The organism is Luteibacter yeojuensis (assembly GCF_011742875.1).
GTDB classification, from domain to species: Bacteria; Pseudomonadota; Gammaproteobacteria; order Xanthomonadales; family Rhodanobacteraceae; genus Luteibacter; species Luteibacter yeojuensis.
On sequence record NZ_JAAQTL010000001.1, the window covers coordinates 1,744,387 to 1,756,155 of the forward strand.

At 64.2% G+C, this 11,769-nt stretch carries 23 protein-coding genes; 10 read left to right on the forward strand and 13 right to left on the reverse strand.

Annotation, left to right across the window (positions count from 1 at the left end):
- Window positions 1–14 precede the first annotated feature (14 nt).
- The 10 genes from HBF32_RS07995 to HBF32_RS08040 all read right to left on the reverse strand — a co-directional run bounded on the left by HBF32_RS07995 (window position 15) and on the right by HBF32_RS08040 (window position 5,664).
- Window positions 15–233, reverse strand: a complete 219-nt coding sequence (locus HBF32_RS07995) for a soluble NSF attachment family protein (RefSeq protein ID WP_166699149.1) — start codon at window positions 231–233, stop codon at window positions 15–17.
- Complete coding sequence (locus HBF32_RS08000; RefSeq protein ID WP_166699150.1) at window positions 230–673, reverse strand: VRR-NUC domain-containing protein; 444 nt, start codon at window positions 671–673, stop codon at window positions 230–232. Before HBF32_RS08000 ends, HBF32_RS07995 begins: the two co-directional genes overlap by 4 nt.
- Window positions 670–1,209, reverse strand: a complete 540-nt coding sequence (locus tag HBF32_RS08005) for a Ref family recombination enhancement nuclease (RefSeq protein WP_166699151.1) — start codon at window positions 1,207–1,209, stop codon at window positions 670–672. Before HBF32_RS08005 ends, HBF32_RS08000 begins: the two co-directional genes overlap by 4 nt.
- The gene (locus tag HBF32_RS08010; RefSeq protein ID WP_166699152.1) at window positions 1,206–1,604 is read right to left on the reverse strand and encodes a hypothetical protein; all 399 of its coding nucleotides are present in this window, start codon (window positions 1,602–1,604) and stop codon (window positions 1,206–1,208) included. The genes HBF32_RS08005 and HBF32_RS08010 overlap by 4 nt, the downstream gene beginning before the upstream one ends.
- Window positions 1,601–1,939 carry a hypothetical protein gene (locus tag HBF32_RS08015; RefSeq protein WP_166699153.1) on the reverse strand — a complete coding sequence of 113 codons (339 nt, stop codon included), beginning with the start codon at window positions 1,937–1,939 and terminating at the stop codon, window positions 1,601–1,603. Before HBF32_RS08015 ends, HBF32_RS08010 begins: the two co-directional genes overlap by 4 nt.
- Window positions 1,936–2,352, reverse strand: a complete 417-nt coding sequence (locus tag HBF32_RS08020; protein WP_166699154.1) for a hypothetical protein — start codon at window positions 2,350–2,352, stop codon at window positions 1,936–1,938. The genes HBF32_RS08015 and HBF32_RS08020 overlap by 4 nt, the downstream gene beginning before the upstream one ends.
- Window positions 2,352–3,671 carry a replicative DNA helicase gene (locus tag HBF32_RS08025; protein ID WP_166699155.1) on the reverse strand — a complete coding sequence of 440 codons (1,320 nt, stop codon included), beginning with the start codon at window positions 3,669–3,671 and terminating at the stop codon, window positions 2,352–2,354. The genes HBF32_RS08020 and HBF32_RS08025 overlap by 1 nt, the downstream gene beginning before the upstream one ends.
- Window positions 3,668–4,555, reverse strand: coding sequence for a hypothetical protein (locus tag HBF32_RS08030; protein WP_166699156.1), 888 nt, complete (start codon window positions 4,553–4,555; stop codon window positions 3,668–3,670). The genes HBF32_RS08025 and HBF32_RS08030 overlap by 4 nt, the downstream gene beginning before the upstream one ends.
- A gap of 238 nt (window positions 4,556–4,793) precedes the next feature.
- Entirely contained in the window at window positions 4,794–4,985 is a 192-nt protein-coding gene (locus HBF32_RS08035) for a hypothetical protein (RefSeq protein ID WP_166699157.1), read from the reverse strand.
- Between the two features lie 73 nt (window positions 4,986–5,058).
- Entirely contained in the window at window positions 5,059–5,664 is a 606-nt protein-coding gene (locus HBF32_RS08040) for a hypothetical protein (protein ID WP_166699158.1), read from the reverse strand.
- A gap of 122 nt (window positions 5,665–5,786) precedes the next feature.
- Between HBF32_RS08040 and HBF32_RS08045 the strand changes: the two genes are divergently transcribed.
- Window positions 5,787–6,083, forward strand: a complete 297-nt coding sequence (locus HBF32_RS08045; RefSeq protein ID WP_166699159.1) for a hypothetical protein — start codon at window positions 5,787–5,789, stop codon at window positions 6,081–6,083.
- A 310-nt stretch (window positions 6,084–6,393) separates the two neighbouring features.
- Here the strand turns inward: HBF32_RS08045 and HBF32_RS19705 are convergent, their stop codons facing one another.
- Window positions 6,394–6,738 carry a helix-turn-helix domain-containing protein gene (locus HBF32_RS19705; protein WP_425482189.1) on the reverse strand — a complete coding sequence of 115 codons (345 nt, stop codon included), beginning with the start codon at window positions 6,736–6,738 and terminating at the stop codon, window positions 6,394–6,396.
- Here HBF32_RS19705 and HBF32_RS08055 point away from each other — a divergent pair.
- Window positions 6,737–7,390 (forward strand): XRE family transcriptional regulator, encoded by a 654-nt coding sequence (locus HBF32_RS08055; RefSeq protein WP_166699161.1) that lies wholly within the window; start codon window positions 6,737–6,739, stop codon window positions 7,388–7,390. The genes HBF32_RS19705 and HBF32_RS08055 overlap by 2 nt on opposite strands.
- A 272-nt stretch (window positions 7,391–7,662) precedes the next feature.
- Here the strand turns inward: HBF32_RS08055 and HBF32_RS08060 are convergent, their stop codons facing one another.
- On the reverse strand, window positions 7,663–7,950 hold the full coding sequence (locus HBF32_RS08060; protein ID WP_166697607.1) for a hypothetical protein: 288 nt from the start codon (window positions 7,948–7,950) through the stop codon (window positions 7,663–7,665).
- Here HBF32_RS08060 and HBF32_RS19710 point away from each other — a divergent pair.
- The 3 genes from HBF32_RS19710 to HBF32_RS08075 all read left to right on the forward strand — a co-directional run bounded on the left by HBF32_RS19710 (window position 7,865) and on the right by HBF32_RS08075 (window position 8,966).
- On the forward strand, window positions 7,865–8,356 hold the full coding sequence (locus HBF32_RS19710) for a helix-turn-helix transcriptional regulator (protein ID WP_425482234.1): 492 nt from the start codon (window positions 7,865–7,867) through the stop codon (window positions 8,354–8,356). The two genes, HBF32_RS08060 and HBF32_RS19710, sit on opposite strands and share 86 nt — an antisense overlap.
- Window positions 8,353–8,688 carry a hypothetical protein gene (locus HBF32_RS08070; protein ID WP_166699163.1) on the forward strand — a complete coding sequence of 112 codons (336 nt, stop codon included), beginning with the start codon at window positions 8,353–8,355 and terminating at the stop codon, window positions 8,686–8,688. The genes HBF32_RS19710 and HBF32_RS08070 overlap by 4 nt, the downstream gene beginning before the upstream one ends.
- Before the next feature lie 65 nt (window positions 8,689–8,753).
- Window positions 8,754–8,966 carry a hypothetical protein gene (locus tag HBF32_RS08075; RefSeq protein ID WP_166699164.1) on the forward strand — a complete coding sequence of 71 codons (213 nt, stop codon included), beginning with the start codon at window positions 8,754–8,756 and terminating at the stop codon, window positions 8,964–8,966.
- Window positions 8,967–9,217: 251 nt separating this feature from the next.
- On the opposite strand, the gene HBF32_RS08080 is transcribed toward HBF32_RS08075, so the two are convergent.
- Window positions 9,218–9,397, reverse strand: a complete 180-nt coding sequence (locus tag HBF32_RS08080) for a hypothetical protein (RefSeq protein WP_166699165.1) — start codon at window positions 9,395–9,397, stop codon at window positions 9,218–9,220.
- A 122-nt stretch (window positions 9,398–9,519) separates the two neighbouring features.
- On the opposite strand from HBF32_RS08080, the gene HBF32_RS08085 reads away from it, so the two are divergent.
- The 5 genes from HBF32_RS08085 (at window position 9,520) to HBF32_RS08105 (ending at window position 11,765) form a co-directional block, all read left to right on the forward strand.
- Window positions 9,520–9,762, forward strand: a complete 243-nt coding sequence (locus HBF32_RS08085; protein WP_166699166.1) for a hypothetical protein — start codon at window positions 9,520–9,522, stop codon at window positions 9,760–9,762.
- Entirely contained in the window at window positions 9,759–10,079 is a 321-nt protein-coding gene (locus HBF32_RS08090; RefSeq protein WP_166699167.1) for a hypothetical protein, read from the forward strand. The genes HBF32_RS08085 and HBF32_RS08090 overlap by 4 nt, the downstream gene beginning before the upstream one ends.
- Complete coding sequence (locus HBF32_RS08095; RefSeq protein WP_166699168.1) at window positions 10,076–10,291, forward strand: hypothetical protein; 216 nt, start codon at window positions 10,076–10,078, stop codon at window positions 10,289–10,291. The genes HBF32_RS08090 and HBF32_RS08095 overlap by 4 nt, the downstream gene beginning before the upstream one ends.
- 279 nt (window positions 10,292–10,570) lie before the next feature.
- Window positions 10,571–10,816 carry a hypothetical protein gene (locus HBF32_RS08100; RefSeq protein ID WP_193570341.1) on the forward strand — a complete coding sequence of 82 codons (246 nt, stop codon included), beginning with the start codon at window positions 10,571–10,573 and terminating at the stop codon, window positions 10,814–10,816.
- 148 nt (window positions 10,817–10,964) lie between these two features.
- Window positions 10,965–11,765, forward strand: a complete 801-nt coding sequence (locus tag HBF32_RS08105) for a DUF7666 domain-containing protein (protein ID WP_166699169.1) — start codon at window positions 10,965–10,967, stop codon at window positions 11,763–11,765.
- Window positions 11,766–11,769: the final 4 nt, after the last annotated feature.

Sequence of the window (11,769 nt, forward strand, 5' to 3'; positions counted from 1 at the left end):
GGTGTTTCCCCTGCTCAGTTCTTCGTGTCGTTTGTGGCGCCAGCAACGCCGGTCTTCTTCTGCTGTCTTGCCGCACGGCGGAAATCGCCTGCGGCCTTGTTCAGCTCCCGTGCCGCGCGCTCGCATGCCTTCGCCATTTCGACGTACGCTTGTCCCGCCTCGTGCGACGCATCGATCAGTGAGCGCACGGCGTTAAGCCTTAACGATGCCCGGGTCGCGAAATGGATGGTCATGCGGGCGCACCTTCGATCAGGACTTCCCTGGTCAGGTACTGAAGGATTGCCGTACGTGCTTCCCACCAGCCATTGCAGCGAATGGCGCAATAACCCTGGTCGGCAAGGCGGTGCAGCCACTCCTTCTGCTCAGGCGAGAGCATGCCGCCTTTGGTGCGCTTCATCTCAATGAAGAGCCCGTGGTACTGGCCACGAGCCACAGGCAGGCAAAGGTCAGGCACGCCCGACTTCATACCCTCCGCGCGCAGCTTCGCGCCCTGACGAGAGAACCGGCTGCGGCGGCCTGATCCCGTGTTCTTCGAAGCCAGCGCAGCACCGTTGGGAATGGCGAACAGGAGATGCAATTCCGGTAGCTTGGCGGCGGCGACCTCCGCCCATTCCACCAGGGTCGCCTGCTCCTCGTGCTCGGTGGGCAGCGGCAACGCCCGCGCGCTCGTCATGCTGCCTCCGGGAAGCGCGCGGGCAGGTTCTCAATCATCCAGTCCTGCAGCGCCAGCAGGGCGTCGTCGTCCCGGTAGACCTCGCGGAAGCGGCGCGGCTCCCGCCCGAAGCTGGGTCCATACATCACAGCGTGATCCTGGTAACCAAGGTCCGCGAAGATCAAGCGCGCTGCCTGGTGATGATGCTCGCAGAGGCACACCGTGAACCGATGGCCACGCCGGCGACCGCCGCTGAGCAGGTGGTGGATCTCGAGGCTCTGGCCGTAGCTGGCACGGCAGCAGAACCGTTCCGTCTCATTGAGGTAGCACGCTACGCACCCCCGCACGCGAGCCGCGGCCCAGCGCTCCCGCTCCGCCTTCGTCGGCTTGGGCTTCGGCTTGGCCGTTAAGGTCTTACGGGGATATGCCGTCAGGGCCTTGCCCGACTCGTCGAAGGCCGCCGTTAAGCGCTTCTTCGCCTCGCGGATGACCGCAGTCGCTGCGAAACCGCGGCGAGCCTGGAGGGGTGTCTTCCGGATGAGAGGGGTGCGCTTCATGCAGGGACCTTCTGCGAGGCTGCACCCGCGCGCCAGTCGTCCTCGAAGGGGACGCCCTCGGCCTGCAACTCAGCGATGATCTCTCGGCCGATCTGGGTTGCGGCATCATCGGAAAGCCTGAAACAGCAAGCCGTGCTGTAGCGGCGTTCCTCGGTGAGGAAGCCTGCTGCGGCCAGCTTTCGAAGCCTGGACAGGGCAACCGCCCCGCTGCATCCGGCTATCTTCGCGAAATCCCATGAGTGGAGGCTGGTCAGATTGAGCGTATGCGAGGTCGGCTCTCGAACGGATATCGTCCGCATTCCGCTCGCATAGTTGTGCTGGTATGCCCAGGACGAAGACGTCTTCGCGGCCTCGGTGGCCATCTTCTTCGCACTTTCCAGGTCGATGCGCTTCATGCGGCCTTCCTCCCGCGCAGCCCCGCGATGTGGCAGACGAGGTCCTGCTCGATCTCCTGCAGGTCGGCCACGGTGAGACGCTCACCCTCGCGCTTGGCCTGGTAGATGCCCACCAGCTCGTTCCCATGGACGCGGCAGTGCCGGTCGTAGTCGACGTGGCGCCAGGAGTACGCGGCCACCTCGCCGTTAGCGCCGGCGAACAGGGCTATACGGCCATGGTCGCCGACCGCGGCTTTCACCTTCTTCACCAGGTACTCGCCACCGACATGGTTGAAGTTGCCCAGGTAGGTGCGCATGGCGCTGACCTGGCGGCGGGGGTTGCGGATACAGCTCATTCCTCGATGCCTCGCATGTGTGGCTTGATTCCGCGCTGGGCGCGCTCGTTGTAGGCCTTACGGTCGTCAGGTTGCTTTGCGTAGAACCGGCGCCAGCTCGCCTCGAATTCGGGAAGGTGCGCCAGCTTCTCGCCGTCGATGACCATGCCGCCGACGTCCCGCTCCGCACCCCACGCCTCGCCAGCATCGTTCCGGGCGAAGACCGGGCGGGCGCCGAGGGACTCACCGGGATTGCGCGCGTCGGACTCGCGGAACGTGTCCAGCATCGAGGCCACGAGCGGGAACCGCTTGCGGTACTCGGCGCGGCGTTGCGCCTTGGCGGCGTCGTGCTCCGCGCGCTTATCGGCACGGTCGGGCGCCACCCGCGCCAGCAGATCATCGGCCTTCAGCGACACGGGCGCGGCGGCGGCCATCAGAAGTCCTCGCCCATCGCGGCGCCCCAGGCAGCGTCTGCGCGCGTCACGGCGTCGCTGGACACGCCGACCGGGATTTTGTCCGTGACGTGGAAGGTCATGTACTTGTAGTCGGCCTGCAGGGCCAGCTTGATCGTCACACCGTTACGCTGCTTGCCGACGATCAACTCGATGAACGTGAAGAACTTCGGCTTTGGCCGCCACAGGAACAGGATGACGTCGGCGTCCTGCTCGATGGAGCCGGAGTCGCGCAGGTGTGACATGTTCGGCTCCTTGCCCTCGGCCTCGCGGTTTAGCTGCGAGAGCAGGATCACGACGATATTCAGTTCCTTCGCCAGGTTCTTCAGGGCCGCGGTTATATCGCCGATCGCCGTGGTCGTGTTCTCGGCCTTGCCCTTCTTAATCAGCTGCAGGTAGTCGATCGCGATGGCGCCCAGCGGCGTGTCGGTTTCGTCGAGTTGCGCCTTCAGCTGCCGCGTCCTGGCGCAGATGGCTTCCACCGAGACGCCCGCGGTGTCGTCGATGTAGATGGGCATGCCGCTGATCGCTTCGCATGCTCGGGCCCACCTGCCCCAGTCAGACTCGTCCATCGCCTTCGGGCGTCGCAGCAGCGTGCCGTCGATCACGCCCACGGCGGACGTCAGGCGGTCGGTCAGCTGCTTGCCGCTCATTTCAAGCGAGAAGACTGCCGTCGCCTTCCCCGCCGTCGCGATGGAACGGACCACCTGCAGCAACATGGCCGTCTTGCCTACCGACGGTCGGGCGGCGATCACGACGAGGTCGGGCGCCTGGAAGCCGCCAGTCACCTCGTCCAATTCCGGAATGCCCGTGGGAAGTCCTGTCAGTTCCTCGGTAGCCTCGTAGCGCGACTGGAGGTCGGCGACGGCTTCCTTGGCGAACTCGCGGATGTGGCGGACTGTGCCCTGGTTGCGCGGCGCGCACGCGGCGAGGATCTTCTGCGCCTGGCCGTAGGGGTCCTCGTCGTCGAGGTTCGCAATGCGGGCGCCGGCCTGGCGCAGCCGACGAACGAGCGACTGTGCAGCGACGCGCTCGGCGTAGCCGGCAACGTTGCTGACGCGCCAGCCCTCGGCGAGCATGGCATCCATGGCGAGGTCATTGAGTTCCGGCCGGTCGGTGCCGATGGTCACCGCGTCGAATAGCTGGCCAGCCTTCGCGCGGGCGGCGATCTCGGCGAACAGCGCGGCGCGGGCGGCGTGCGTGAAGTCCTCTGGCGCCAGCGAGGCGGCGATCTGCCAGTAGGCCTTCGGCTCGGCCATGCAGCAGCCCAAGACAGCGATTTCGGGGAGGATCGCGCTCATGCCGCAGCCGCCTCGCCGTCGCCGCGCTGCGCCCGCTCCATGCGATCCATGGCCTTCTCGTAGACCTTCGTCACGGTCTTACTGCGGATCAGGTAATCGAAGTCGGGGCGCCAGTTCGCGTGCTCACCGGTGTAAGGACCGGCGCCGTTGAGGAACTTCGTTGCGGCGCACTCAGCCCAGAACGCGGTCCAGAACGCCAGCGACTGTCGGCCCTTGCTGCCGTGCCAGGCGGTGCGGATGGCGGACTTGCGAGCGGGCGTCAGTTCCCGAACCTTCGGGAGGTTTACCATGGCCGAGTTGTAGCCGCGGACGATCTGCGAGTATGGAATCGGATCGGAACGGTTCGGTGCGTCGTCGCCAGACGATGCACCTTGCTGCTCTTTATCCTGCTCCTGTTCTTGCTCCTGTTCCTGTTCTTGGCTTCGAAGGGGCTTCGAAGGGGCTTCGTTTGCCCTCCCCTCTCCACGGCACGAGGTGAGGTGGAAAGCGTCTACGTAAAGGCAGAAAAACGGCGTCAGAAAGCGGTTTGCGGGCAGCGCGTCGTAGTCGGCCTGGATGCCTTTGCAACGGTTGTCACCAGCCTTGAGCGAGTCGGCCACCTGGAAGCGCGCCATCTGGTGCACCCAGACCACCTCGGCGTCCTCGTCATAGCTGCAAAAACCCACTTCGCAGCACCTTTGAAGGGCCTTTAAAGCCCCTTCAAAGGGGATTCCGGTCTCGTGAGCAAGGGTCGGCAAGGGGAGGTAATAGAGCCCCAGCATGTTCGCCGACGGGCACGTCATCAGGTACATCGCCACCACCAGCACATCAGGACCCGCCTTGCGCAGTGCCTTGCCGGTGTCGCCGATCCAGAACTTGGGTCCCACTTTCGCGTAGTCGCGCATGCCTACTCCGGTTTCCGGGTAAGTGCAGACACGCAACCGGCCGGATCCGGCTGTCCTCGGGCAGCTACTCCCGAGTTAGCGTGCTGCGGGTTGAACAACGAGCCTTGCGGCGATGGCGCCAGCGAGGCGAGGTGCATTTCGGCAGCGACGTGCTGCTCAGGGGTGGCCACGCGCTCGGCGACATCCACGCATTCGCGCAGGTGCGCGAGCAGGCGGTCGGGACGGCGCGGGCCAGGCGTCATCGCGGCGGGCTCAGCAGCGGCGAGCAGGTGAACAGGCGGCCGTGCCACTTGTCCGTCGAGTCCAGCGCCAGCCGGTAGTAGCCGTTCTCTTCGGCCCAGGCCGGTCGCGGCGACGGGCATGGGATGCTCGGGTCGGTGAACCGGCACGCCATGTCGTCGCACCAGCACATCCGGGACGGTTGGCTCATGGGGCGAATCCCCGCAGAGCGCGGAGTGTGGCGAACCACAGCTTCCATTCGGCGTGCGTGTACTGGACCTGCATTAGCCGGCGCTCCTCATCGAGACAACGTTCGGCGGCACCTCGTCGGGCAGCGCGCCCGCAAGCTGGGCCTGGATACCGGCGAGGCTGGCCATCAAGTGCGATACCGCCTCGAGCGCGGGCTTCAGGTGCGGCTGGTCACGTTCGTCCACCCGACCGTCGGCCACGATGGGCGCCATGGCATCGGTCACGGCCGCCACCCGGCCGAGCATCGCGCTGAAGCACGACAGGCCCTCTTCCGGATCCGCCTTCTTCGCCGGCAGGCGGTCATAGCGATCGAACAGCGCCAGCAGCGCACGCTCGCGGGATGCGTCCGGCAGCGCCATCACCCAGGGCTCGACGAACTCCACCGGGAACTCGCTCACCTTGCCGCTGAGCCAGCGATCGACGATCTGGCGGTTGTGCGCCCTGTCCTTCTCGTACTGCGCACCGTCGGTCGGATGCGGAATCCGCAGATTCGACTCGTCGAACGCCGCGGCGGCCATCGTGTGCGCCAGCATGACGAACGCGTCGGCGAACGCCGTGACGACCAGCTGCCGTTCGGCCTGCGCCTCGCGCGCGATCCGGCGAACCAACTCGACCTGGGTTTCGTGAAGACGCTTCGTCATGGTGGTGAATCTCACTGGTTGCGACACTTGCGCCATGAACATCACGGCGAACGAATTGGGCGGGTTTCCCTTCGTGGCAGAATCGAGCTGCGACACCACCATCCACACACGAAGGAGAACCCATGGAAAAGAGTCCTGCGGGGCTGACCTACACGCCCGACTTCACCAAGGACGCGCGCTTTCGCGCGTTGGAGCTATTACTGACGGGGGTCATCCGGCACCTTCCCGATGCGGATCGGTTCCGGCAGCACATGGACACGTTGATCGACTTGGAGCAGACGCTGTACGAAACCGAGGCCCGAAAGATTCCGGCGCCGGCGCGAGTAAGCGCGCTGGAACTGGTCAATTCGCGCATGGAGGAGATCCGGGACGAGGTGAGCCGGATTTTTCAGAATCGCGTTCCACCCGCTGCGCAGTAGCTATCCGGTTGGACAGGTCACCGATGAGGTCGGCAGCCAGCCGACCTTCATCGATAGCACGGCGCGAAACTTCCGCCACGCGCTTTCCGAATTCCGCCGCGTCCACCTTGACGTGGAGCTTGCCGATGCGCGTCGATCGACTGTTCAAACGCGCCAGCCACGCGAAGTTGGCGACGGTGATCGCGAGCGCGACCAGGGAAAGGATCAGGCTCATGGATGCCTCGCGGTTCGATTGGGGGATGTCGCCTTGAGCACCGTCCAGGCGATAGGTGCGGCGAAGGTCAGGAGAGACAGGGCCATGGCGAACACGTCAGCCCGCCCTCCCCGTCAGAACAGCTTCAGCTGCTTCGGCCGTCGCCCCTGCCGAGGCGGCCGAGGGTCGGTGTCGCCCTGGTTCATCCGACGGAAACAGGTCCGGCCTCTGTGCCCGCGCCTGCCACTGCCTACCCTCGGGCAGCGGTTCGTCCTCGGCCCAGTTCGAGACGGCGGCCTTGCCCACGCCAAACCAGGCGGCAAGCTGGATGTCCTTGGTGAACCCAAGGGCGGATCGGACAGCGGCTTTGGTCAGTTCCATGAGGCGCGAGTCTAGAGCTATGAACTTTGTCGAGTCAAGCGCTCTGAACCGCTTCGTCCCTATCGTTCCGCTTATGAGCATGGGGACCCGACTTCAAGAAGCACTGGAACTACGCCAGCGCACCGCGCCCGACGTGATCGCGGCCTGCCGCCTGTCGAAAGGCGCCGTTTACAACATCCTCAACGACCTTACGAAGCCGGAGAAGGTGCGCGCCGAGACCGTGAACAAGGTAGCCGGCTACCTCAACGTCAGCCGCGATTGGCTGGTATGGGGCAAGGGATCCCCCGAGGACGTCGACGCCGTGGCCGAGGAGGGCTGGTCCGACATCGTCGGGGTGCGCCAGGCCGCCGCCCTGGGCGAAGGCGCCGTGGTCGACGACTATGCCGAGACCCACAAGCTGAAGTTCCGGGCCGAAAGCCTTCGCCGGAAGCATCTGCGCGCCGATCGGCTGGCTGTCCTCTATGGCAAGGGCGATTCCATGTCCCCCACCATCAAGAACGGGGACGCCATCCTCTTCGATACTTCAGATATCGAGCCCCGGGACGAAAAGATCTATGTGATCAGCTACGAAGGCGTGCTCATGGCCAAGCGCCTGGTGGATCTCGGCGGGCGGTGGTTCATCGCCAGCGACAACAAGGACGACCCGAAGTGGCGTAAGCCCGTCGCGGTCGACGAAACAAGGCAGTTCGCCATCCACGGTCGGGTCCGGTGGATCGGCAGCTGGGAAGACTGAGACGAATCTTTACAGGGGGAAACGGGGTGTCGAAATCGAGGAAAGGGAAAGCCACGGCGGCCGAGTCGCCTGAGGTCGTCGATTCACATCCCGACGAGAACGGTCCGGAGCCACCGTGGCGGTGGCATTGTCGCCTCGATCACAGAAACATAGACGTTATAGATCAATGGGTTAAGGGCGATCTTAGTGTTAAGGCCCGTGCGAACTTCGACCGGAAACGAGATCAGCTCCGTCAACTCCCTTTCCACTACTGGCAGCGGCCGGTCGCGTGTTCAATCGGCGATCACATTTATGTGATACATTTTCAAGATGAGGCGAGAAAGCAGTGGCGTGTCTTCGGGTTCGCTCAGGTAGCAACGAGCGCGTTCGTCATGACGAACACAGCATTTGAGAAGGACAATGTCTACCATCCCAGTGACGCAAAAAGTCGTGCCGGAGAGCATCGTGATCGGATTCGTGACGACTTCGATCGCTATGCAACCCAGTGTTTCAAGCCAAAAAAACGACTTATCTAGAGAGGCGGTTGCGACCCGTACCCAATGGGTCAACTCGAGATTCAACAGTCACATATCCTCCAGAACGACGAAGCCAGCGCCTAGCGCCGCGGAGCTGCTTAAGTCAAAGGAAGAGTGGAGAGATCGCGAGTACAGAGCATGCTACGCCGAGGCAGCCGTCGAACAGGGTGTTGCGTTCCAAATACAGGTGAACAGGAAGCGGCGAGGATGGAGCCAGAAGGAGCTGGCTGATCGTGTCGGCACACGGCAGAACGCAATATGTAGACTGGAAGATCCGGATTACGGGTCCCATTCTCTACGGATGCTTATGAAGGTCGCTGCGGCTTTCGACGTTGCACTTATCGTGAAGCTTGCGAGCTTTTCCACGTTGGCGCGAGAGAGTGAGTCCCTGTCAGAGCACCAACTCTACGCTGCTGGCTACGATGAAGAAATCGGGATGGATGAAACATGAGCATGAAGAAGAGACCAGCCGAGGGATCGCCTTCCATAAAGAATGCGCCAAAGCCTCCTGAGGTCACTGCCGCGGATGTCGATGCTGCCGCGGCTGTATATACCGACTCCTTGGTGCACTTGGGCATAGGGCCATTCATCAGTAAGGCCACCTTCGCTTATCAAGGCCCAACCGGAACCAAGGTGACGCCAAACCTAGTGTTGACTATGCCGACCAACATGATGGTTGAGGCCGCAAAGCACATTCTTATGGGCGTGTCACCCCCCGATAGCGCTGAGGGATTTCAGCGTAGTTGGGATGCCTTCCTTGCGTCGATAAAATTCGGCGAATGAAGTAGAAGAGCCCGCTCCGGCGGGCTTTTTCGTATCATGGGGGCGCTCAACAACAGGGGAATGGAATGCGTTACACATGGATTTTCGTGGCGGCCGCAATGGCTGCCCTCTCGGGATGCGGCCCTATCCGGGCTCGGCCCGACCTGAAGGTCTCCACCCTGACCCAGCCGGATCAGGCCCACTGCGTTCGAGGCTACAAAACCCGCAGCACCGGTACGGTTGGCCAGTATGACGCTCAGGTGGTCGAGGTCACCGGCGAGCGCTGCCGGGAAGAATGATCGTGTCGATGTTTAAGGCCGTAATAGCAGTATCCTTCGCCGCCATGAGCGGGCAAGTCGCGATCGACGCTCCCAGGCTTGTCGTCCCCAAGTTCAAAATGGGTCCGCCGGTGACAACGCCAGCGCTACCAAAATGCGGTTGCGCCACAGAATGCGAAGCCGCCTGGGCGATAGCGACAAGCTCGGTTGAGGAGTTGAGTGGGATGCGCATTCGCCTCGCGACCCCTTCCCTGCTCGAGACGTATCCCCCATCAGACGCTGGCCGGTTCGAGGGCCGAGTGACGCGCCAGCCCGACGGCAATGGCACCTACACGCTCCGCGCTTCCTTCGTTCCCTGGGTAACCGGCGGCATGCAAGAGCAGGAAAGTCGTCGGCTGATTGGCGTGCTCCACGAGCGATTGCGCGCCAGCATTCAGGCTGAGACGTGCCATAGCTAAACCAATCCTGAACAGCGTTCAGTGCTCTGTACTGAATAAGTTCATTTCTCTTGACTGGTGATAGTTCAGAGAACTAGACTCTCTCCCATGCCGAACAACCGGCACGGGAGAGGACCATGGGCACCAACCAGCGCAAGCCGAACTGCCAGACGCTCGCCGACCGGGCGGGCGAACTGGTCAACATCGTCAACAACCTGATCGCAGACATCGAGTCGGATCTCTCGGCTCCCGGCGAAGCCGCGCTCCATACGAAGGACGCCTACCGCACGCTGTGCAGGGCCCATAACGCCCTGATCGATGCGGCGCGCGAGCAGACCGTCACGCACTACCAGGGCCTCGCCCAGCAGGCCGCGGCATGAACACCGAGACGCAGAGGGTGGATGTGCTGGCCGTTATGGCGTACGCCGTCGCGACGTACAAACGCCTGAACCGCGAGGCGCGGTCGTCGGAAGATTACCGGCTCGACATCGAGGACGCGGAGTCGGCGCTCGCCGCCGTGGCCGATCTGATCGAGGCGGCCAGTCTCCGCGTCGATTACGTCAACCGCAGCTGGTACGTCCAGCATCCAAGTGGTGCGGCATGGTCGAACGTCGGCCATGGATCGGAACGCGAAGCGCGTGCCGAAGCTGACGAAGCCCTCAGGACCGCCCTCGCCCGCGTCGGGGGTGCCGCATGAGCGCCCTCACCGTCCGCCAGCGGCAGGCCCTGCGCTACGCCACGCTCAAGTCCGAAGGTGACCGGGATCTGCGGGCAGCCGAAGCGCACCAGCACGCCCAGTCGTCCACACCGAACCTGCAGCGCATCGTCGAGAGCCCTCGCGGCATCACCGTGCTGCTGATCGTCGGCCTCGCGCTCTTCGCCCTGTTCGCTCCCGTGGGGAACTGGTGATGCGCCGCCTGATCGCCTGGTGGATGTCTCGCCCATGCAGCGTGTGGGTCGCGCTGGCGGCCGTGTCTTCGCCTTCGCTGATCGTCACGGCGTGCGCCATGGCATCGCACGGATGCCCGCTGTGAACGCACGTCTTGCCGACTTTGGGGCGCTGACTACGTGCGCTTGTGCGGTCACCGGCGCCGCAGGGTTCCTCCTCTGGCTTGCCTGGGTGCTTACCGCCCCGCTTGCTTCCTAACCGTCCACACACGCGCCGGCTCGGCCGGCAAGGAATTTCCTATGAAGCAGTTGCTCGCCGTGTTCCTCGTCCTCGCCGCACTGTCCGCCTGCTCCAGCAGCAGCGACGCAAGGAAGGCCCTCGAAGCCCAGGGCTTCACCGACATCCAGACACACGGACACGCCTTCTTCGGCTGCTCCGACAGCGACGACTTCGCGACCAAGTTCGAGGCCACCAGTCCCACCGGCCAGCACGTCACCGGCGTTGTCTGCTCCGGCTGGCTGAAGGGCGCCACCGTCCGTTTCTGACCTCCCCGCCCCGTGGAGGAGCACGGGGCACAAGCAAGCCGCCTTTCGGCGCGGGGACTTCCCCTCTCCCCCCGTCAGGCCTCGCCCGAGAGGCGGCTTCCTTGTCCATCTCACCAGCAAAGCCGGCTTGTCCGGCAAGGATTTCGTCATGGCAAAGAAGGCGTCGAGCAAGGCCGCGAAGGCCAGCACGGATAAGCCGGCCGCAGTGGTGATCGACGCCTTCAAGGGCTTCGACTCGAACTGGCAGTGCCGCGGGTTCCAGTACGAGGTGGGCCAGACCTACTACACCCATGCCAGCACGGTCGTGCGGTGCGCGTCGGGCGGGTTCCATTCCTGCGAGAACCCGCTGGACGTGTGGGGCTACTACGGCCCAGCCACGAGCAAGTTCGCCGCGGTCCAGGCCTCCGGCGCGATCGATAAGGCGGAGAACGAGGACACGAAGATCGCATCGGCGAACATCGCGATTCGGCTGGAGCTTCGCCTGCCGGAGTTCATTAAGCGCGGCGTGGAGTGGATCCTCGCTGCCGCAAAGAACAATGGAGCCGTGACGACGGGCTACCGCGCCCACGCGGCGAGCACGGGCAACTACGCCCACGCGGCGAGCACGGGCAACTACGCCCACGCGGCGAGCACGGGCAACTACGCCCACGCGGCGAGCACGGGCAACTACGCCCACGCGGCGAGCACGGGCGACGGCGCCCACGCGGCGAGCACGGGCGACGGCGCCCACGCGGCGAGCACGGGCGACGGCGCGGTAGCTGCCACCCTGGGGCATGGCGGGCGGGCTAAGGCGGGAAAGAACGGCGCGATCGTGCTGTCGCGCTGGGTTGAAGCCGAGTCGCGTTACCGCGTGGCTGTCGGCTATGTCGGCGAGAACGGCATCGAGGCCGATACCTGGTACGGACTGAACGACGAAGGCGAGATCGTCGCGGTGGTGGCCGAGGACTGATCTG

Bases quoted from the DNA above. Each gene is read 5' to 3' on its own strand.
- HBF32_RS07995 (WP_166699149.1), bottom strand. From the start codon at position 233: ATGACCATCCATTTCGCGACCCGGGCATCGTTAAGGCTTAACGCCGTG.
- HBF32_RS08000 (WP_166699150.1), bottom strand. From the start codon at position 673: ATGACGAGCGCGCGGGCGTTGCCGCTGCCCACCGAGCACGAGGAGCAG.
- HBF32_RS08005 (WP_166699151.1), bottom strand. From the start codon at position 1,209: ATGAAGCGCACCCCTCTCATCCGGAAGACACCCCTCCAGGCTCGCCGC.
- HBF32_RS08010 (WP_166699152.1), bottom strand. From the start codon at position 1,604: ATGAAGCGCATCGACCTGGAAAGTGCGAAGAAGATGGCCACCGAGGCC.
- HBF32_RS08015 (WP_166699153.1), bottom strand. From the start codon at position 1,939: ATGAGCTGTATCCGCAACCCCCGCCGCCAGGTCAGCGCCATGCGCACC.
- HBF32_RS08020 (WP_166699154.1), bottom strand. From the start codon at position 2,352: ATGGCCGCCGCCGCGCCCGTGTCGCTGAAGGCCGATGATCTGCTGGCG.
- HBF32_RS08025 (WP_166699155.1), bottom strand. From the start codon at position 3,671: ATGAGCGCGATCCTCCCCGAAATCGCTGTCTTGGGCTGCTGCATGGCC.
- HBF32_RS08030 (WP_166699156.1), bottom strand. From the start codon at position 4,555: ATGCGCGACTACGCGAAAGTGGGACCCAAGTTCTGGATCGGCGACACC.
- HBF32_RS08035 (WP_166699157.1), bottom strand. From the start codon at position 4,985: ATGAGCCAACCGTCCCGGATGTGCTGGTGCGACGACATGGCGTGCCGG.
- HBF32_RS08040 (WP_166699158.1), bottom strand. From the start codon at position 5,664: ATGACGAAGCGTCTTCACGAAACCCAGGTCGAGTTGGTTCGCCGGATC.
- HBF32_RS08045 (WP_166699159.1), top strand. From the start codon at position 5,787: ATGGAAAAGAGTCCTGCGGGGCTGACCTACACGCCCGACTTCACCAAG.
- HBF32_RS08055 (WP_166699161.1), top strand. From the start codon at position 6,737: ATGGGGACCCGACTTCAAGAAGCACTGGAACTACGCCAGCGCACCGCG.
- HBF32_RS19705 (WP_425482189.1), bottom strand. From the start codon at position 6,738: ATGCTCATAAGCGGAACGATAGGGACGAAGCGGTTCAGAGCGCTTGAC.
- HBF32_RS19710 (WP_425482234.1), top strand. From the start codon at position 7,865: ATGCAACCCAGTGTTTCAAGCCAAAAAAACGACTTATCTAGAGAGGCG.
- HBF32_RS08070 (WP_166699163.1), top strand. From the start codon at position 8,353: ATGAGCATGAAGAAGAGACCAGCCGAGGGATCGCCTTCCATAAAGAAT.
- HBF32_RS08075 (WP_166699164.1), top strand. From the start codon at position 8,754: ATGCGTTACACATGGATTTTCGTGGCGGCCGCAATGGCTGCCCTCTCG.
- HBF32_RS08080 (WP_166699165.1), bottom strand. From the start codon at position 9,397: ATGGCACGTCTCAGCCTGAATGCTGGCGCGCAATCGCTCGTGGAGCAC.
- HBF32_RS08085 (WP_166699166.1), top strand. From the start codon at position 9,520: ATGGGCACCAACCAGCGCAAGCCGAACTGCCAGACGCTCGCCGACCGG.
- HBF32_RS08090 (WP_166699167.1), top strand. From the start codon at position 9,759: ATGAACACCGAGACGCAGAGGGTGGATGTGCTGGCCGTTATGGCGTAC.
- HBF32_RS08095 (WP_166699168.1), top strand. From the start codon at position 10,076: ATGAGCGCCCTCACCGTCCGCCAGCGGCAGGCCCTGCGCTACGCCACG.
- HBF32_RS08100 (WP_193570341.1), top strand. From the start codon at position 10,571: ATGAAGCAGTTGCTCGCCGTGTTCCTCGTCCTCGCCGCACTGTCCGCC.
- HBF32_RS08105 (WP_166699169.1), top strand. From the start codon at position 10,965: ATGGCAAAGAAGGCGTCGAGCAAGGCCGCGAAGGCCAGCACGGATAAG.